This is a genomic window from Bradyrhizobium sp. 31Argb (assembly GCF_043638955.1).
In the GTDB taxonomy this organism is placed as follows: Bacteria; Pseudomonadota; Alphaproteobacteria; order Rhizobiales; family Xanthobacteraceae; genus Bradyrhizobium.
In genome coordinates this window covers 1-18845 of the sequence record NZ_JBEGDB010000150.1, presented here as the reverse complement: position 1 = coordinate 18845, position 18845 = coordinate 1, and the positions used below count along the sequence as shown (strand labels likewise).

General features: G+C 65.1%; 14 protein-coding genes and 1 pseudogene. 9 read left to right on the top strand and 6 right to left on the bottom strand.

Annotation, left to right across the window (positions count from 1 at the left end):
* Positions 1 to 97 precede the first annotated feature (97 nt).
* From AAFX91_RS25460 to AAFX91_RS25440, 5 genes are all read right to left on the bottom strand, one after another.
* Positions 98 to 880, bottom strand: a complete 783-nt coding sequence (locus tag AAFX91_RS25460; RefSeq protein WP_394568454.1) for an alpha/beta fold hydrolase — start codon at positions 878 to 880, stop codon at positions 98 to 100.
* Positions 881 to 883: 3 nt separating this feature from the next.
* The gene (locus tag AAFX91_RS25455) at positions 884 to 2179 is read right to left on the bottom strand and encodes an O-acetylhomoserine aminocarboxypropyltransferase (protein ID WP_394568452.1); all 1296 of its coding nucleotides are present in this window, start codon (positions 2177 to 2179) and stop codon (positions 884 to 886) included.
* Between the two features lie 45 nt (positions 2180 to 2224).
* Entirely contained in the window at positions 2225 to 3529 is a 1305-nt protein-coding gene (gene pncB / locus AAFX91_RS25450; protein ID WP_394568450.1) for a nicotinate phosphoribosyltransferase, read from the bottom strand.
* Between the two features lie 67 nt (positions 3530 to 3596).
* Complete coding sequence (locus tag AAFX91_RS25445; protein WP_394568448.1) at positions 3597 to 7133, bottom strand: molybdopterin cofactor-binding domain-containing protein; 3537 nt, start codon at positions 7131 to 7133, stop codon at positions 3597 to 3599.
* On the bottom strand, positions 7133 to 7600 hold the full coding sequence (locus tag AAFX91_RS25440) for a (2Fe-2S)-binding protein (RefSeq protein WP_394568446.1): 468 nt from the start codon (positions 7598 to 7600) through the stop codon (positions 7133 to 7135). Before AAFX91_RS25440 ends, AAFX91_RS25445 begins: the two co-directional genes overlap by 1 nt.
* 330 nt (positions 7601 to 7930) lie before the next feature.
* Between AAFX91_RS25440 and AAFX91_RS25435 the strand changes: the two genes are divergently transcribed.
* The 9 genes and pseudogenes from AAFX91_RS25435 (at position 7931) to AAFX91_RS25395 (ending at position 17061) form a co-directional block, all read left to right on the top strand.
* Positions 7931 to 9370 (top strand): 6-hydroxynicotinate reductase, encoded by a 1440-nt coding sequence (locus AAFX91_RS25435; protein ID WP_394568444.1) that lies wholly within the window; start codon positions 7931 to 7933, stop codon positions 9368 to 9370.
* A complete protein-coding gene (locus AAFX91_RS25430; protein WP_394568442.1) occupies positions 9367 to 10272 on the top strand; it encodes a UPF0280 family protein in 906 nt (301 codons plus the stop codon). Before AAFX91_RS25435 ends, AAFX91_RS25430 begins: the two co-directional genes overlap by 4 nt.
* 36 nt (positions 10273 to 10308) lie before the next feature.
* Positions 10309 to 10891: pseudogene (locus AAFX91_RS25425) on the top strand (amino acid synthesis family protein).
* A 26-nt stretch (positions 10892 to 10917) separates the two neighbouring features.
* Positions 10918 to 12117 (top strand): ABC transporter substrate-binding protein, encoded by a 1200-nt coding sequence (locus AAFX91_RS25420; RefSeq protein ID WP_130582192.1) that lies wholly within the window; start codon positions 10918 to 10920, stop codon positions 12115 to 12117.
* Positions 12118 to 12308: 191 nt separating this feature from the next.
* Positions 12309 to 14198, top strand: coding sequence for an ABC transporter permease (locus tag AAFX91_RS25415; protein ID WP_394568439.1), 1890 nt, complete (start codon positions 12309 to 12311; stop codon positions 14196 to 14198).
* Complete coding sequence (locus tag AAFX91_RS25410) at positions 14195 to 14986, top strand: ABC transporter ATP-binding protein (RefSeq protein ID WP_130582194.1); 792 nt, start codon at positions 14195 to 14197, stop codon at positions 14984 to 14986. The genes AAFX91_RS25415 and AAFX91_RS25410 overlap by 4 nt, the downstream gene beginning before the upstream one ends.
* Positions 14983 to 15687 carry an ABC transporter ATP-binding protein gene (locus AAFX91_RS25405; protein ID WP_394568437.1) on the top strand — a complete coding sequence of 235 codons (705 nt, stop codon included), beginning with the start codon at positions 14983 to 14985 and terminating at the stop codon, positions 15685 to 15687. Before AAFX91_RS25410 ends, AAFX91_RS25405 begins: the two co-directional genes overlap by 4 nt.
* A gap of 9 nt (positions 15688 to 15696) precedes the next feature.
* A complete protein-coding gene (locus tag AAFX91_RS25400; protein ID WP_130582196.1) occupies positions 15697 to 16152 on the top strand; it encodes a MarR family winged helix-turn-helix transcriptional regulator in 456 nt (151 codons plus the stop codon).
* A 237-nt stretch (positions 16153 to 16389) separates the two neighbouring features.
* The gene (locus tag AAFX91_RS25395; protein ID WP_394568434.1) at positions 16390 to 17061 is read left to right on the top strand and encodes a DUF1236 domain-containing protein; all 672 of its coding nucleotides are present in this window, start codon (positions 16390 to 16392) and stop codon (positions 17059 to 17061) included.
* 234 nt (positions 17062 to 17295) lie between these two features.
* Here the strand turns inward: AAFX91_RS25395 and AAFX91_RS25390 are convergent, their stop codons facing one another.
* Complete coding sequence (locus AAFX91_RS25390; protein WP_130582198.1) at positions 17296 to 18492, bottom strand: amidohydrolase family protein; 1197 nt, start codon at positions 18490 to 18492, stop codon at positions 17296 to 17298.
* Positions 18493 to 18845 lie beyond the last annotated feature (353 nt).

Genomic DNA, 18845 nt, shown 5'->3' with positions numbered 1-18845 from the left:
CCAGTTGACCTGTTACCCATGTCGCCGGTCTATTCTGTTACCCATGTAGCCGGTCAGGACCCGCGCCACCTTCTCCCGCAAGGGGAGAAGGGAAGAACTACCGCTGCAGCGCCGCCAGCAATTCGTCGGGCTGCTCGACCATCATCATGTGGCCGGCACCGGCCAGCACCACGGTGCGCGCGTTTGGCGCCGCCGCCGCCAGCGTCTTGCCGGCTTTCGCTGGTGTCATCAGATCGCGTTCGCCGAGGATGAAGGTCGTCGGCACCTTGAGCTGCGCCGCCGCGGCGAGCGCGTTCTGGTACGAATTGCAGGCGTTCAGATCGTTGTAGAGCACGCCCGGTCGCGCACGCTGCAGCACGCGCTGTGCGCCGTGGTGCATCCACAATCCCGGCGCGAGCGAGCCGCCGAGCTCGGCCTTGAAGCCGAGGCCCCAGATCGAGACCATGTCGATCGCGGCGGGATCGTTGGCCTCCGCCGCCTTCAACAGATCAGGCCCAACGGTCATCGTCGCCGCCGTTCCGATCAGGCTCAGCGCCGTTACTTTCTCCGGGTGCCGCGCCGCGGTCTCCAGCGCAATCAGCGAGCCCATGGAATGGCCGATCAGCTTCGCCTTCGAGGCGCCGGCCGCCTGCAACAGCGCTGCGATCCAATCCGCCATCGCGGCGATCGTCCGCAAGGGCTTGCCGGACGAGCGGCCGTGGCCGGGCAGATCCGGCGCCAGCACCGAATAGCCGTGATGCGCGAACCAGCGGCTGTGCAGCGCCCAGGTTGAACTGTCAAAGCCCGCGCCGTGGATCATCACGACCGTGGGCAACGACGGATCGAACGGCCTTCCGCCGGTCACCACGAAGGTCTCAATCCCGTTCACCGAAAGCTGCATGGCTCAAACCCTCTGCGACGCACGAAGCGCCTGGCCGAGATCGTCGATGATGTCCTGCGCGGTCTCGATACCGACCGACAGCCGCACGAGCTCTTCGCCGATGCCGGCAGCCTTGAGGTGGTCGGCGTCCATCTGCTGATGGGTGGTGGAGGCGGGATGGATCACCAGCGTCTTGGCGTCGCCGACATTGGCGAGGTGGCTGATCAGCTTGAGTGACTCGATGAACTTCTTGCCCGCCGCGCGTCCGCCCTTGATGCCGAAGCTGACGATCGAGCCGGCGCCCCGCGGCAGTAGCTTCTTCGCAAGCTCGTAGTCCGGATGATTCTCCAGCGCCGGATGCAGCACCCAGTCGACCGCCTTGTTCGCGGTCAGGAATTCCAGCACCGCGAGCGTATTACTCATATGCCGATCCATCCGCACGCCGAGCGTCTCGATGCCCTGCAGGAGCTGGAACGCGTTGGTCGGCGACAGGCAGGCGCCGAAATCGCGCAAGCCTTCGGTGCGGGCGCGCATGATGAAGGCGGCCTTGCCGAACTGCTCGTCGAAGACGATGCCGTGATAGCCGGCATAGGGCTCGGTGAGCTGCGGGAATTTGCCCGATGCATGCCAGTCGAAGCCGCCGCCGTCGACGATGACGCCGCCGATCGCGATGCCATGCCCGCCGAGCCATTTCGTCGCCGAGTTCATGACGATGTCGGCGCCGAATTCGATCGGACGGCTGAGATAGGGCGTCGCGAAGGTGTTGTCGATCAGAAGCGGAATCTTTGCATCATGCGCGATCTCAGCCACCGCGGGGATATCGAGCACCTCTAACCCGGGATTGCCGATGGTCTCGGCGATCACCAGGCGCGTGTTCGGCTTGATCGCGGCGCGGAACTCGTCCAGAGCCCGCGGCTTCACGAACGTCGTCGTGATGCCGAAGCGCGGCAGCGTATGCGCCAAGAGATTAATGGTGCCGCCATAGAGCGAAGCCGAGGCAACGATGTGGTCACCGGCATTGAGCAGGGTCGCGATCGCCAGATGCATCGCGGCCATGCCGCTAGCCGTGCAGATCGCGCCGACGCCGCCTTCGAGCGCCGCGATCCGCTCTTCCAGCACTGCGGTCGTCGGATTCGAGATCCGCGTGTAGATGTGGCCGGCACGCTCCAGATTGAACAGCGCGGCGGCGTGATCGGCGTCCTGGAACACGTAGGACGTCGTCTGGTAGATCGGCACCGCGCGCGATCCCGTCACGGGATCGGGACGCTGTCCGGCATGCAGGCTGAGGGTTTCGAACGCAGGCGGCTTTGGTGCGGGCATGCTGAAACTCGCGAGATGATAGGGAAGGTGGGCAGCGCGCTTATATCAGACGTGCACGGCGGCGCGCACGCGGCCGGCATTGCCGAATACGCGCACGTAGCGTTCGACCTCGGAGGGGATGCCGGTCGCCTTCTCGGGATTGTCTGAGAGTTTCACCGCCGGCCTGCCGTCGACCGAGGTCACCTTGCAGACGATCGAGATCGGGTCGAGATCGGCGGAACCATTGGGCGTGCAATCGACGAAGTCATTGGTGAGGTTCGTGCCCCAGCCGAAGCTGATGCGGACGCGGCCGGAAAAATGCCGGTAGGTTTCCTCGATGGAATCGACATCCATGGCGTCGGAGAAGACCAGGAGCTTCTCCTTGGGATCGCGGCCCTTCTGCTTCCACCATCTGATGATCTCCTCGCCGGCCGCGATCGGCGGCGCGCTGTCCGGGCGAAAGCCGGTCCAGTCCGCGACCCAATCCGGCGCGTCGCGCAGGAACACCCGCGTGCCGAAGGCATCGGGGAGTGCGACCAGCAGGTTGCCGCCATACGTATGGCGCCACTGGTCGAGGATAGCGTAGGGCGCCCAGCGCAGCTCTTCGTCCGAATTGGCGAGCGCCGCGGCCACCATCGGCAACTCATGCGCGTTGGTGCCGATCGCTTCGAGGTCGTTGTCCATCGCCAGCAGCACGTTCGAGGTGCCGGTGAAGGACGGCCCAAGCCCTTCCTTCACAGCCTCGACGCACCAGCGCTGCCAGAGGAAGCCGTGGCGGCGGCGGGTGCCGAAGTCCGAGAGCCGCAGGCCGTCGAGCTTGCGCAGGCGCTCGACCTTGGCCCACAGCTTGGCCTTGGCGCGGGCATAGAGCACGTCGAGAGCGAACCGGCCCTGGCCCTTCATCGCCGCGCGCGAGCGCAATTCGTTCAGGATCGCGAGCGCCGGGATCTCCCACATCGTGGTGTGGGTCCAGGGCCCGTGGAAATGCAGCTCATACTGCCCGTCGACCTTGTGCAGTTCATATTCGGGTAGGCGGAAATTCGAAAGCCAGTTGATGAAATCCGGCGAGAACATCTGGGTCTTGCCGTAAAACGTGTTACCGGCGAGCCAGATCAGCTCATTCTTGCTGAAGCGGATGGTGCGGGCATGGTCGAGCTGGGCACGCAGCTCGCCCTCGTCGATCACCTCGCCAAGCCGGACCCGACTGGTGCGGTTGATCACCGAAAAGGTCGTGCGCGTCTCCGGGTAGAATTCCCGGATCATCTGCAGCATCAACAGCTTGTAGAAATCGGTGTCGAGCAGGCTGCGCACGATCGGGTCGAGCCGCCAGCCATGGTTGTAGGTCCGGGTTGCAATATCCGTAAACGTCATGCCGGAACCTTAGCCTGCCAAAAGCCGCCCAACTAGTGGGTTATGGCAGGAGTTCTGGCAGGGCAGCTCAGCGTGTTCCCTGTCTGATCCTGCCGACGGCCGTCTCGATGCTGGTCCAGGCCGGCTTGTCCGGGGCGAACTGCCGTCGGAGATAGGAAACCAGCTCCGCCACCTGGCTATCGGTCATGCTGTCTTTGAATCCCGGCATATAACCGAGATCGCCGGTCGCGGGTTCGCGGATGCCGTGCAGGATCACCTGGATCAGATTGTCCGGCACCGCGCTGTGCAGATTGCTGTTGAGGGACAGTGAGGGCCGGCTGCCGAACAAGGGCGGTCCGCCCACCTCATGACAGACCGCGCAGGCGCCCTGATAGAGGCGGGCGCCGAAAGAGGCGGGCACGACCGCGCTCGTGGCCGTCGCATGTTCGAGTTTCACGGCGAGGGCTTCCTGCGCCGAGCCGTCGGTGGCCGCGTCATTGAAAGAGCCGAGATAGACGGCCATGGCGCGGATATCCTGGTCTGACAACGCGGCCAACTCCGTCACGACCGGCGCCATCGGTCCGGCCGCCACGCCGTGGAAGCGGGATTGGCCGGTGCGCAAATAGGCGTAAAGCTCGTCCTCGCTCCAGGGGATCGGCGCTTTCGAAAGCGACGTCAGCGCCGGCGCCTCCCAGCCCTCGGCAAAGCCGCCGCCGAGATAGGCACTCTGGAGTTCGGCGCCGAGCGCGTTGCGCGGCGAATGGCAGGCGCTGCAATGGCCGAGACCTTCGACCAGATAGGCGCCGCGATTCCAGATCTCCGACTTGGTCGGATCGGGCTGGAATGATTTTGTATCGTGAAACAGCGCATTCCATCCGGCGAGCAGCGGGCGCAGGTTGAATGGAAACTTCAGTTCGTGCTCCGGCGTCGTCGCGCGCACCGGTGCCTGCGCCATCAGGTAGGCATAGAGCGCCTGCAGATCAGCATCATCAGCCTTGGCAAAATGGGTGTAGGGGAAAGCCGGATAGAGATGCCGGCCGTCGCGATGGATGCCTTCGCGCATCGCGCGCTCGAAGGCGGGATAGGACCACGCGCCGATGCCGGTCTCGACGTCAGGCGTGATGTTGGTCGCGTAGATGACGCCGAACGGCGTTTCCAGCGGCCGGCCGCCGGCATTGAGCATTCCGCCCGTATCGGTATGGCACACGGCGCAGGCGCCGAGCGCCGCCAGTTCCTTGCCGCGGGCAATGGTCGCGGCCGAATAGACCGACGCTTCGGGACGCGCGATCGGCGCGATCGCGCGCCACGGCAGCACGGCCGCGCCGATGCCGACGGCGGCGGCACATAGCGCGGCGATGCCGGCAAGCACGCCGGTGCGTTTCGCGAACGGCTTCTGCCATTTGTCCGATGGAGCAGGCGGCGGTGGCGCCAGCGTCGCGGGCGCAGTTGGTTGCTCGCCGTGCAATCCGTTCAGGATACGTTCGGGCGTGAACGGCAATTCACGAAAACGAACTCCGGTCGCATCATAGATCGCATTCGCGATCGCGGCCGCGCTTGGCACAGAAGCGGATTCGCCGACGCCAAGCGGCGGCTGATCCTGCCGCGGCAGCATCAGCACGTCGATCTTGGGAAGCTCCGGGAATTTGATGATGGGGTAGGCGCCCCATTCCCGTGCCGTCACCGCGCCGCGTTCGAAGGTGACTTCCTCCATCAGCGCGCGGCTGGTCGACTGGATGATGTTGCCCTCGATCTGATGGCGCACGCCGTCCGGATTGATCATCAGGCCGGAATCCTGGCCGGCCACGACGCGCGTCACGCTGACGTCGCCGGTTGCCTTGTTGACCGCGACATCGGCGATCCACGCCGACCATGCCGCGCCATAGCCCGGAAACTTGCTGTGGACGTAGAGCGCATAGGCAAAGCCGCGCCCGCGCACGATGTCGCCTTCCGCGACCTTCTCCTCGCGCACCGGCCGCGGCTTCCAGCCGGCGCGTTCGGCCACCGCGTTGACGAGGTCGATCGCCCGCTGGTCCTTGAGGTAGCGCAGCCGGTATTCGATCGGATCGACGCCGGCTTCAGTCGCGAGTTCGTCGATATAGGATTCATGCGCAAAGGTGTTCGGCAGTGCCGAGACGCCGCGCAACCAGGAGGCGCGCACGATCGGCGGCATGTCGTTGGCGACCACGCGCATGTGGTCGTAGTCATAAGGCGGGATCGCGGTGCGGTCGCCCATCTCGAAGACAGCAGGCGTCGGCGCGATCCGCCCGGTGAGCAGAAGCGCCAGCGTCGGCGCGCCGTTCGAGGGATAGCGCGTGGCAAAGTCGTAGGCCGCGACGCTGCCGTCCGCGTTCAAGCCGCCATTGATATCCATCAGTTGCGCGGTGCCCTTCGGCTCCCAGGCGTGCTCCTGCTCGCGCGTCAATTGCACGCGCACGGGACGGCCGACCGCGCGCGAGAGCAAGAGCGCATCCGCGGTGACGTCGTCGGCGCAATTGCGGCCATAGCAGCCGGCCGCCTCCATGCGGATCACCTCGATCTCGGTCTCCGGCTGCTCGATCAGCAGCGCGAGGTCACCACGAAGCATGTGCGGGTTCTGCGTGCCCGACCAGACGCGGATCGCACCGTCGCGATAGTCCGCCACTGCGCAGGACGGGCCGATCGAGCCATGCATCTGGTAGGGCCACAGGTAAGTCCGCTGCATCGGCTTCGCGGCGGCCTTGATCGCGCTATCGACATCGCCCTTGTCGAGCAGCGTCCGCGGCGTCGATGGATTGGCGCGCAGCGCCTGCTCGACATCATCGAGACTGGTCAGCGTCGGTCCCGGTTTCCAGATGACCTTCAGCTGCGCCGCCGCCTTGATCGCGTTCTCCTCGCGCTCGGCGACCACGCCGACGAAATCGCCGATCCGCACGACCGCGACGAGTCCTGGAATATGGCGTACCGAACCTTCATCGACCGCAATCAGGCTGGTGCCGACGAACGGCCCGGCATCGACGCCGGCATAGGGCGGGCGCACCACGCGGCCGTGCAGCATGCCGGGCACGCGTACATCGTGGACGTAGACCAGTTCGCCGGTCGCCTTGGCGGGAAGATCGACGCGCGGCACCGATTGGCCGACGACGGAATAGGCATCGACGGTCTTCACCGGCACATCGTCGGCCAGCTCGAGTCGGATCGTCTCGTCGGCGATCAACTCGCCATAGGTGATGCTGCGGTTGTCCTTGCCGCGGATCAGGCCATCCTCGATAGCGAGTTCATCGCTTAATAGTTCGAGCCGTTCCGCTGCGCGCGCGACCAAAAAGTGGCGCGCCTGCGCTGCAGCCTTGCGGAGCGGCACCGCCGATATCTGCATGGTCTCGCTGGCGATCGTCGGACCTTGGTTGGGCGTCTGCGAGGTGTCGCCGAGCACCACGACGACGCGCGCAAAGGATACGTCCAGTTCCTCAGCGACGACCTGCCCGAGCGCGGTGCGGATGCCGGTACCGAGATCGACATGGCCGTTATAGGCGGTGACAAAGCCATCCGCCGTGATCTTGATGAAGGTTTCGAACGCGCCGTTCGCATCCGATCGTCGAACAACGGAGAGCGACCCCGGCGGCCGCACGGGATTCTCCTGCGAGGCCATCAATCGCGCGCCTCGAGTTCCTGGCCGGCCGCGCGCATGGCGGCGCGGATGATCTCGATATGCGCGCCGCAGCGGCAGAGATTGTAGCGCAACGCCTCCAGCACCTCGTTTTCGTTCGGACGCGGATTGCGCGTCAGCAGCGCCTTGGTCGTGATGATCATGCCGTTGAGGCAATAGCCGCATTGCGCGGCTTGCTCGGCGATGAAGGCTTGCTGCACAGGATCGGGATGCTCGCGCGTGCCGAGCCCTTCGAGCGTCACAATGTCGCGCCCGATGCAGCCATCGGTCGGGATCACGCAGGATCGCGCCGCGACACCGTCGATCAGCACCGCGCAGGCGCCGCATTCGCCGAGGCCGCAACCATATTTCGGTCCGTTCAGTTCGAGATCGTTGCGCAGCACGTAAAGCAGTGCGGTGTCCGGAGCGGCGTCGACATCGACAATCCTGCCGTTGACGGTCAGGCGCATCGGCTCGTGGTCCCCAAAGGCTTCGATAGGCGTTTCGATGATTGCATTGCAAAACGGGCGATCGCAAAATCGGCGATCGATGGCATCGGAGGATAACGTTTGTGTACAAACGTGCAAGCTGCTCGCTTTTTGCTGCACTGCGCTGCCCGCTTTCTGGACAAAGCGGGGAGGCAAATGAGGTTTTATTCGGCAGGTGTGGTTTTTCGCGATTGCATCCGCTTGACAGGGTTACAACCTGCGCGCAGGATCATTCGTATACGAACGATATCCCCGATGATTGAGATCCCGGGGAGAAGATGACGCCGCCTCCCAACACCAGGCTTGTTCGCGATGGCTGACGTTGCCGCTTCTGACAAGATCCGCTGCGATGCCTGTCCGGTGATGTGCTACATCAAGCCAGGGGCGGCGGGCGCCTGCGATCGCTATGCCAATCACGACGGCAGACTGGTGCGCGTCGATCCGCATATCGTGCTGTCGCGCGCGCTCGAGCATGGCGGGCGCGTGGTGCCGTTCCAGGCGAGCGGCGACTGGGACGGCAAGATCGTCCACCAGGGCGATATGTTCGTCACCGCGATCGGCGCCGGCACCACCTATCCCGATTACAAGCCGGCGCCCTTCATCGTGTCGTCGGACATCGACGGCGTCGACATGGTCACCGTGGTGACCGAGGGCATCTTCTCCTATTGCGGCGTCAAGGTGAAGATCGATACCGACCGCTATCTCGGCCCCGAGACCGCGGCGGTGCGCGGGCAGGGCGAGGTGGTCGGGCATGTGACCACCAGCGAATATGGCTCGCAGATGCTGTCGCTCGGCGGCGTGCATCATCTGACCGGCGGCTCCAAGAAGGAGGGCCGCGTCACCTGCGATACGCTGATGGATCTTTCCAACTGCAAGCCGGTGGAGCTTGTCATCGACGGCGGCGCTACGGTGGTGGTGCAGGCGGGCCAGGCGCCTGTTGTCAACGGCGTGCAGGAAGAACGCATGCGCGTCGGCTGCGGTTCGGCCACCATCGGCATGTTCGCCAAGCAGTGGCACGGCAAGGTCGACGAGGTCGTTGTTGTCGACGACCACATCACCGGCGTGCTCTCGGAGCACCAGGCCGGCAAGCTATTGGATATTCCTGACACCGGCATCAAGATGAAAGGCCGCCGCTCGACGCCCGGCCGCTACTTCCAGGTGGCCGAGCCCGGCACGGGCTGGGGCGGCACCAGGATCTCCGATCCGCTTTCCGTGCTCGGCCCGTTCGATCCCAAGGAAGCGCGGCCGGGGCTGACCATGCTGATGGTCTCGACCACCGGCGAGCACGCGGCCTATTACGTGCTCGACGAGGCGCTGCGGCCGATCGAGCAGGAGATGCCGCCGGAGCTTAAATTCTCGGTCGAGCGCATCCAGGAGAATTGCGAACCGGCGCTGTGCACCGTGCTGTTCATGGCCGGCGCCGGCGGCTCGCTGCGCGCCGGCGTCACCGACAATCCGGTGCGGCTGACGCGCTCGGTGAAGGATGCGCTGACCCGCGTCACCAGCGGCGGTGCGCCTGTCTATGTCTGGCCGGGCGGCGGCATCACCTTCATGGTCGATGTCACGCAGATGCCGATAGGGGCATTCGGTTACGTGCCGACGCCGGCGCTGGTCGCGCCGATCGAGTTCACGCTAAAACTTTCCGACTATGCGGCGCTCGGCGGCCACATGGATTATGTGCGGCCGCTGTCCTCGCTGCGCGACAGCGCCGAGATCCGGCCGATGCTCTTCACCTCGGGGAAGCGAACATGACGAGACGTCCGCAAATCGCGCTTCTTCCTGATGGCAAGCGGCTGCATTTGCAGGACGGACCGATCGATCTGATCGTGGAGGCGACGGGAAGCGAGACCGCCGTGCGCGCAGCCTATGACGCCGCGGTGTGCCGCTTCACCGGCCTGCTGGATGGGCTCTGCATGGAGCTCGGCGAGTTACGCAAGGCGGCCCATCCGATGCACTGCGCCCTCCATGGCGACGTCGCGCGCCGCATGCATGCGGCGGTGGCGCCCTTCGCCGCCGACCGCTTCATCACGCCGATGGCCGCGGTCGCGGGCAGCGTGGCCGAGGAAATCCTCGGCGCGATGCTGGAGGCTGCATTGCTCGATCGGGCCTATGTCAACAATGGTGGCGACATCGCCCTGCATCTTGCCGGCTACGAGCAGTTCACCGTCGGCCTGATCGACCGTCCCGATCGTCGCGGCCTGCTGCAGACCATGGTGATCGGCGCCGACGATCCCATCCGCGGCATCGCCACCAGCGGCCGTCACGGCCGCAGCTTCTCGTTCGGGATCGCCGATGCCGTCACCGTGCTGGCGCGGACCGCCTCCGCAGCCGATGCCGCCGCGACCGTTATCGCCAACGCCGTCGACCTGCCCGGACACCCTAAGATTGTCCGCCGCCCGGCAAATGAACTGCAGCCCGACAGCGACCTCGGCCCGCGCCTGGTGACGCGGGAGGTCGGCCCATTGTCGGCTCGCGAGATCGCCGATGCCCTTGAAGCGGGTGCGGTTTGCGCGCGACAATGCCTCGCGGCAGGATTGATCGAGGGCGCGGCGCTACGCCTGTTTGGCGAGACGGTGATCGTAAGGGCGCGTGCGCCGAGGATGCCGGAATCGCAACTCGTTCATGAATGCGCGATAGAGAATGCGCGGACCTGATCAGAAACCGGGCCGAAGACAACAGGGCGGAAACCGATGAGTGCCATCATTCGCAAGATCGTCACGGTGGTCGAGGAGACCCACATAGATGGGCAAGACCATCGCCCCGGCGACCCGGCGCGCGGCGGCGATCGCGGTGATCGAGAACCCCTTTGCCGGCCGCTATGTCGAGGATCTTTCGCCCCTGATCGCGATTGGCGAGGAACTCGGCGAATTGCTGTCGAAACGGGCGGTGGCGGCGCTCGGCATCGAGGGCTCCAAGGCGCATTCCTATGGCAAGGCCGCCGCCGTCGGCGAAAACGGCGAGCTCGAGCATGCGGCCGCGATTTTGCATCCCAAGATGGGAGCGCCGGTCCGCAAGGTCCTGGGTAAAGGCGCCGCATTGATTCCGTCCTCGAAAAAGCGTTCTGGTCCGGGGACGACGCTGGATATCCCGCTCGGGCACAAGGATGCGGCTTTCGTGCGCAGCCATTTCGATGGCATGGAGGTACAGATCAACGACGCGCCGCGGGCCAACGAGATCATGGTGGCGGTCGCGGTCACCGATTCTGGCCGGCCGCTGCCGCGCGTCGGCGGGCTGACGGTCGCGGAGATCAAGGGCGAAGACGGTTTGAGATAATTTTGTTGGACATTCGGAGGTAAGGGATGCGGAATTATTTGATTGGGGCAGGGCTCGCGGTCCTGGTTGCGGGCATGGCTGACGCTGCCATGGCCCAGAGCGAGATCAAGATCGGCGAGATCAACAGCTATTCGCTGTTGCCCGCCTTCACTGAGCCCTATCGCAAGGGCTGGCAGCTCGCGGTCGAGGAGATCAACGCCGCCGGCGGTATCAACGGCAAGAAGCTGGTCGTCATCTCCAAGGATGACAACGGCAAGCCGGCCGATGCGCAGACTGCCGCGAACGAACTCGTCTCGAGCGAGAACGTCGCGATGCTCGCCGGCACCTTCCTCTCCAATATCGGGCTCGCCGTCAGCGACTTCGCCAACCAGAAGAAGGTATTCTTCCTCGCCGCGGAGCCGTTGACCGACGCCATCACCTGGTCCAAGGGCAACCGCTACACTTTCCGTCTGCGCCCCTCCAATTACATGCAGGCCGCGATGCTGGTCGAGGCCGCCGCAAAACTGCCGGCCAAGCGCTGGGCCACCATCGCGCCGAACTACGAATACGGCCAGTCGGCCGTTGCTGTGTTCAAGAAGCTGATGTCGGAGAAGCGCCCGGACATCGTCTGGGTCGACGAGCAGTGGCCGCCGCAGGGCAAGATCGACGCCGGCCCGGTGGTGCAGGCGGTTGCCGCCGCCAATCCGGAAGCGATCCTCAACGTCACCTTCGGCGCCGATCTGGTGAAGCTCGTGCGCGAAGGCAACACCCGCGGCCTGTTCAAGGACCGCGCGGTGGTGAGCTTCCTGACCGGAGAGCCGGAATATCTCGATCCGCTCAAGGACGAAACACCTGAGGGGTGGATCGTCACCGGCTATCCCTGGTACGCGATCAAGACGCCGGAGCACGAGGCGTTCCTGAAGGCGTACCAGGCCAAGTTCAAGGATTACCCGCGGCTCGGCTCGATCGTCGGCTACCAGACCATCAAGTCGGCGGCGGCGATCCTGACCAAGGCGAACTCGACCGATCCGGAGAAGCTGATCGCGGCGACCGAAGGCCTGTCGGTGTCGTCGCCGTTCGGCGAGATCACCTTCCGCAAGATCGACCACCAGTCGACGCTCGGTGCTTACGTCGGCAAGACCGCGCTGAAGGACGGCAAGGGCGTGATGGTGGAGTCCTCCTACAAGAAGGGCTCCGACTATCTGCCTGGCGATGCCGAGATCGAAAAGCTCCGGCCGAAGGATTGATGCGGATCTTCTCCCTCTCCCCGCCCCTGCGGGGAGAGGGTTGGGGTGAGGGGCTGCCTCCACGAGTCGTGCGCGTGGAGACAGCCCCTCACCCGAATTGCGCCGGACGATGCTTCGCATCGCCGGGACAATTCGACCTCTCCCCGCAAAAGAGCGGGGAGAGGTGACTCAACCTCCAACCCGGACCGCCGATGGCCTTTTACGTCGTTCAGTTCCTGACCGGACTTGCCAGCGCCGCCTCGCTGTTCCTGGTCGCCTCGGGGCTGTCGATCATCTTTGGCGTGACCCGGATCGTGAACTTCGCGCATGGCGCCTTTTACATGCTCGGCGCCTATATTGCGTTCACGCTCACCGAGCGCTTCTCCGGCGCGCTCGGCTTTTGGGGCGGCATCGTTGTCGCAGCGCTTGTCGTCGCCATCGTCGGCGTGCTGGTCGAGATGGTGCTGCTGCGGCGGATCTACCATTCGCCAGAACTGTTCCAGTTGCTCGCGACCTTCGGCCTGACGCTCATGGTTCAGGATATCGTCGTGCTGATCTGGGGCCCGAGCGACCTGGTTGGCCGCCGCGCGCCCGGCTTCAAGGGCGCGGTCGATTTCTTCGGCCAGAACATCCCGAGCTATGACCTGTTCCTGATCGTGCTCGGCCCCGTCGTGCTCGGCATCCTCTGGCTGCTGTTCCAGCGCACCCGGTGGGGCATCCTGGTGCGCGCGGCGACGCAGGACCGCGACATGGTCGCAGCGCTCGGCGTCAACCAGAAATGGCTGTTCACCAGCGTGTTTGCGGTCGGTGTCTTCCTCGCAGCCCTCGGCGGCGCGCTGCAGATCCCGCGCGATGCGGTGCATCATGCGATGGATCTGCGCATCATCGTCGATGTGTTCGTCGTCGTCGTGATCGGCGGCCTCGGCAGCATCATCGGCGCCTTCGTGGCCGCGGTGCTGGTGTCCGAGCTCAATGCCTTCGGCATCCTGGTCTTCCCGAAGATCTCCATCATCCTCGTGTTCCTGGTGATGGCGGTGGTCCTGATCGTCCGCCCCTGGGGCCTGTTCGGCAAACCGGAAGCGCCGGCGCGCCGCACGCCGGGCCTCACCGTCAATCCCTGGCGGCCCTGGACCTCGAACGAGCGATTGGCCGCGCTCGCCGCGCTGATCGTGGCTACCGCGCTGCCGTTGTTCGGCGGCAATTACGCGCTCACCGTCGGCTCGGAGATCGCGATCTTCGTGATCTTCGCCGTCAGCCTGCATTTCCTGATGTCGGTCGGCGGGCTCGCCTCCTTCGGTCACGCCGCCTATTTCGGCCTCGGCGCCTATGGCGTCGCCTTCCTGGCCAAGCTGGCGGGGCTGCCGATGATCGTATGCCTGCTGCTCGGTCCGCTGCTCGGGCTCGTCGGCGCCGCCGTGTTCGGCTTCTTCGCCGTGCAACTCTCCGGCGTCTATTTCGCGATGCTGACGCTCGCCTTCGCCCAGATTGTGTGGTCGATCGCGTTCCAATGGGTGGCCGTCACCGGTGGCGACAACGGCATCCTCGGCGTGTGGCCGGAAAAATGGGCGGCGAGCCCATCGCATTTCTATTGGCTCTCGCTCGGCATCGCCGCGCTCGCGGTCATTGTCCTCCGCATCATCGTGTTCTCGCCCTTCGGATTCGCGTTGCGCGCGACGCGGGATTCGCCGTTGCGCAGCGAGGCTGTTGGCATCAACGGCAAACGCATCCAGTGGACTGCATTCGTGATCGCGGGCACCGTGGCCGGCCTCGCCGACGCGTTGTTCGCGTATCTGAAGGGCAGCGTCTTCCCTGACAACATGGGCATTTCGCTCTCGGTCGATGCGCTGGTCATGGTGCTGCTTGGCGGCGTCGAGACGGTGTCCGGCGCAGTGGTCGGCGCCATCGTCTACAAGGCATTGAACATCTGGCTGGTCAGCCAGACCGATTGGTCGAAATTGGTGCTCGGCGCCTTCATCGTGCTGATCGTGGTCGCCTTCCCGAAAGGCATCGTCGGCACGCTGGACTCGATCATCAGCCGCCGCCGCAAATCGTCATCGTCGAATTCGCCGCTTCTCACCTCGCGCGTCGAGACCGCCGAATGAGCATGGTCCCCACATTGCTGTCGGTCGAAGGCCTGACCAAATCCTATGGCGGCGTGCACGCCGTGCGCGGCGTCTCCTTCGAACTGCGTGCCGGCGAGATCCTGGCGCTGATCGGCCCGAACGGCGCCGGCAAAAGCACCTGCTTCGATATGCTCAACGGCCAGAACATCCCGGATTCCGGCCGCATCACGATCTTGGGCGAGGAAACCGTCGGCAAGAAGCCACGCGCGATCTGGCGGCTGGGCGTGGGGCGCACCTTTCAGATTACCGCGACCTTTCCGACCATGACGGTGCGCGAGAACGTGCAGGTCGCGCTGGTCTCGCACCGGCACCAGCTCTTCAATCTCTGGAGCTCGACGCCGGATTTCGCGCGCGAGGAGGCCGGCCGGCTGCTCGATCTCGTCGGCATGGGCGCCTATGCCGAGCGTCCCTGTGGCGAGCTCGCTTATGGCGACCTCAAGCGGCTCGAGCTTGCGGTCGCGCTCGCCAACCATCCAAAACTGCTGTTGATGGACGAGCCGACCGCCGGCATGGCGCCGCGCGAGCGTATCGAGTTGATGCGGCTCACCGCCACGATCGCGCGAGAGCAGTCGATCGGCGTGCTCTTCACCGAGCACGACATGGACGTCGTGTTCGAGCATGCCGACCGCATTCTGGTGCTCAACCGCGGCAGCCTGATTGCCGAGGGATCGCCCGAGGGAGTCCGCGGCAATGCGCAGGTTCGCGCCATCTATCTCGGCGAGGGCCTGGTCTATGACGCGCGCCACCGCGATGGAGCCCACGTATGAAGCTCCAGGTCAGGGATCTCAACAGCTTCTATGGACCGGCGCATATCCTGTTCGATATCGCGCTCGATGTCGGCGAGGGCGAGGTGGTCGCGCTGCTCGGTCGCAACGGCGCCGGCAAGTCGACGACCTTCCGCTCCATTGTCGGCCTGGTCGAGAACCGCTCGGGGCGCATCGTCTTCGAGGGCAGGGACGTTTCGCGCGAACCGACGCACGCGATCGTGCGCGGTGGGCTGGGCTACGTGCCGGAGGAGCGGCGCATCTTCACTGACCTGACGGTCGAGGAGAATCTCGAGGTCGGCCGTCAACAGAGGCGCGCCAACGCACCATACTGGACGCGCGAAAAACTGTTCACGCTGTTTCCGAATCTCGGCGAGATGCGGGGTCGTGCGGGCGGCCGCATGAGCGGCGGCGAGCAGCAGATGCTGACCATCGCGCGCACGCTGATGGGCAATCCGTCGCTGGTGCTGCTCGACGAGCCTTCCGAAGGCCTGTCGCCTAAGATCGTCGAGCAGATGGTCGATGCGATCCTTGCCATGAAGAAGGAGGGCGTGAGCATCGTCGTCTCCGAGCAGAACCTGCATTTCGCGCGCCTGATCTCGGATCGCGCCTATATCATCGAGCGCGGCCGCATCTGCTTCGGCGGCACGATGGCCGAGCTCGACGCGCGGCCTGATATCCGCGATGCGCATCTGTCGCTCTGAGGAAGTGTGATGGCCAGAAACGGGGCAGTGAAACGTAATCCAAAACCGCAGAAGACCAGCTACATTCTGGACGAGCAGATCGGCTTCCTGCTGCGCCAGGTCTGGCAGCGCCACGCCACCATCTTCGCCCGCGAGATCGGCGTCGACCTGACCTCGCCGCAATGGGCGGCGCTGTCGAAGCTCGCCGAGACGGGGGCGTGCTCGCAGAACCAGCTCGGCCGGCTGACGGCGATGGATGTCGCCACCATCAAGGGCGTCATCGACCGCCTCACCGCGCGCGGCCTGACTGAGACCAGTTCTGATCCCGAGGACGGCCGTCGCCTCCTCGTCAGCCTGACCCGCACGGGCCAGCAGACGGTCGAGAAAGTTGCGCCGAACGCGCTGGCGATCACCAAGGAAACGCTGGCGCCGCTCGATGGCAAGGAGCGCGAGATGTTGATCGCGCTGCTCAGCAAGCTGCGTTAACGTCAGGGCATTCGTAGGGTGGGCAAAGCCAACGGGTCGCGCGAACGCGCGCCCGATGACAGGCTCCGCGTGCCCACCATCCACGATCGGTGCAAGAAAGGTGGGCACGCTGCGCTTTGCCCACCCTACGAGGCGTGCCCCACCATCACCGTCGCAAGGGCGCCGCCCCAGGAACAAAATGCGGCAAGCCCGGTTGCGATTCTGACTACGGGCAGCGGGGACCAACAGGAGTCGGCGATGAAGACCAATTGGTTTTGCGCGACGGCAATCGCACTGACGATCAGCGCCGGAGCGGCCATCGCGCAGGTGCCGGATCAAAAGCGTGAGGGGAACCCTCGCGCCGGCCAGGTGCCTGGACAGGACGGTCAGCGCGCCGCTGATGTCAATGACGACCAGGGCAAGCAGATCGTGGATCGGCTGCGGAGCGAGCGAACGGCGACCCGGACCTCGAATGTGAGCGTCAATATCGGCCAGCGATTGCCGCCGAGCATCCAGCCCCACCGCCTGCCGGCCGACATCGTGCGGATCGCTCCAGAATATCGCGACTACGATTACACGCTCGTTGACAACAGGGTCGTCATCGTCGATCCGCGGCGGCGCGAGATCGTCGACATCCTTGACGACGGGCCGGGCTGGGGCGGCGCCGCAGCCTACGGCCACGACCGCATCGTCATCACCGACGACATGCGCAGGAAGTTCAGGGAATTGGCGCGGAGTTCCTCGACCACGGTCGGCGCGAAGACGCCGGCAGGCGGAACGTCGGCGTCGAACTGCCTGTCGCTGCAGCCCGTGCCGGAGGAGATGGTGCGCAACAATGCCGAGCTCAGGAACTATCGCTATCTCGCCGTCGGCGACCAGATCGTGCTGGTCGATCCGCAGCAGCAGAAAGTGGTGCAGGTGATCGAGTGACGGTGCGAGCGAATCCGTAGGGTGGGCAAAGCGAAGCGTGCCCACCATCCCGAGCAGTGAGCTGGATGGTGGGCACGGCGCTCCGCGCCTTTGCCCACCCTACGCACTCCGCTACATCCGTCATTCCGGGGCAATGCGAAGCATCGAGCCCGGAATCCATCTCGCCGCAGAGCACGCGGCAAAATGGATTCCGGGCTCATCGCTGCGCGATGCCCCGGAATGACAGCGGGACTATCACCGCCCCACGATCTCCGGCACCTTGCCGGCCGGCGGCGTGTTCCGGCTGCGCTGGGTGCGGACGATGCCGTCGATGATGGTCATGCCGATGCCCGGCAAATCGCCGAGCTGCACGCTCTCCAGGATGGTCTTGCCCGGCGAATGCTGCGCCTTGTCCATCAGCACGAAATCGGCCGCGCGGCCGACTTCGACCAATCCGCAATCCAGCTCGCGCATCCGCGCGGTGTTGCCGGTGGCGAGGCAGAACGCGATCTCGGCCGGCAGTTCGCCGAGTGAGGACAGCATCGAGACCATGCGCAAGATCCCGAGCGGCTGCACGCCGGAGCCGGCGGGCGCATCGGTGCCGAGGATGACGCGGTGAAGATCGCCCATCTCGCGCGCGGTGCGCAGCGTGTAGAGCGCTGAGCGCTCATTGCCGTTATGAACCAGTTCGAGGCCGCGCTTGCAGCCCTCGCAGATGCAGCGGATCTGGTCGTCGGGCAGGGCGGTGTGGCCGCCATTGATATGGCCGACCACGTCGGTATCGGCCTCCAGCACGACATCCTTGTCGATCAGACCGGAGCCGGGAATTGATGGTCCGCCGGTGTGGATCGTGCTCTGGATGCCGTATTTGCGCGCCCATCCCACCATCTTCCGCGCAGTCGGGCCGTCCTTGACGCCGCCGAGGCCGACCTCGCCGAGCAGCTTGACGCCGGCAGCGGCCATTTCCTTGAAATCCTCTTCCACCATCTCGCATTCGATCACCGGCGCGCCGGCATGCACCTTCACGCCGCCGGGCCGAAGCGTCCAGAACGCGCGCTGCGCGAAGATCGCCATCGCCTTCAGGCCCACGACGTCGCGCGGCCGGCCCGGCATGTGCACCTCGCCCGCGGAGATCATGGTGGTGACGCCGCCGTGCAGATAGCTGTCGATCCAGTTGGTCTGGTTCTGCCGCGGCGTCCAGTCGCCCGCCACCGGGTGGACGTGGCTGTCGATCAGTCCCGGCGCCACCGTCGTGCCATTGGCATCGACGATGGTGGTGGCGCCTTCGGTGTCGACATCCTTGGCGCGGCCGATCGCCGTGATCTTGCCGTTCTCGGCCACGATGGTGTCGGCATCGAGGATCGGCCGTTCCAGCGCCCCCGACAGCAACAGCCCGATATTGCGGATCACCAGCTTGCTCGGTCCGGTCGCCTGCGGTGCATCGTGGGCCATGCCTTGTCCTTTTCGCTCAATCCCTGCGCCGCGCATTGTGCCCGCGACCTGACGTGCCGATCAAGTCGGATTGTTTATTAGTACACGAATGATCGTCGTCGAAAAGCCCCTTACCGGGAGTGCTGCGGTTCGAGCCCGCCGTCATTGCGAGCCAACGGGTCGCGCGAACGCGCGCCCCGTTGGCTCGCAATGACGATGTGGCCACTTTGGGTGTGACAAATCAACCCGACGGGCAAATCAGCCAAAAGTCTGTCCAGCCCTCACGTAAAAAACATTCCGCTTTCGCCGTCGGGCAAATCAGTGATTTAACTCCGCGCGTCTCAGCGCGAATGAGGGGCGGGTCGCGATCGTCA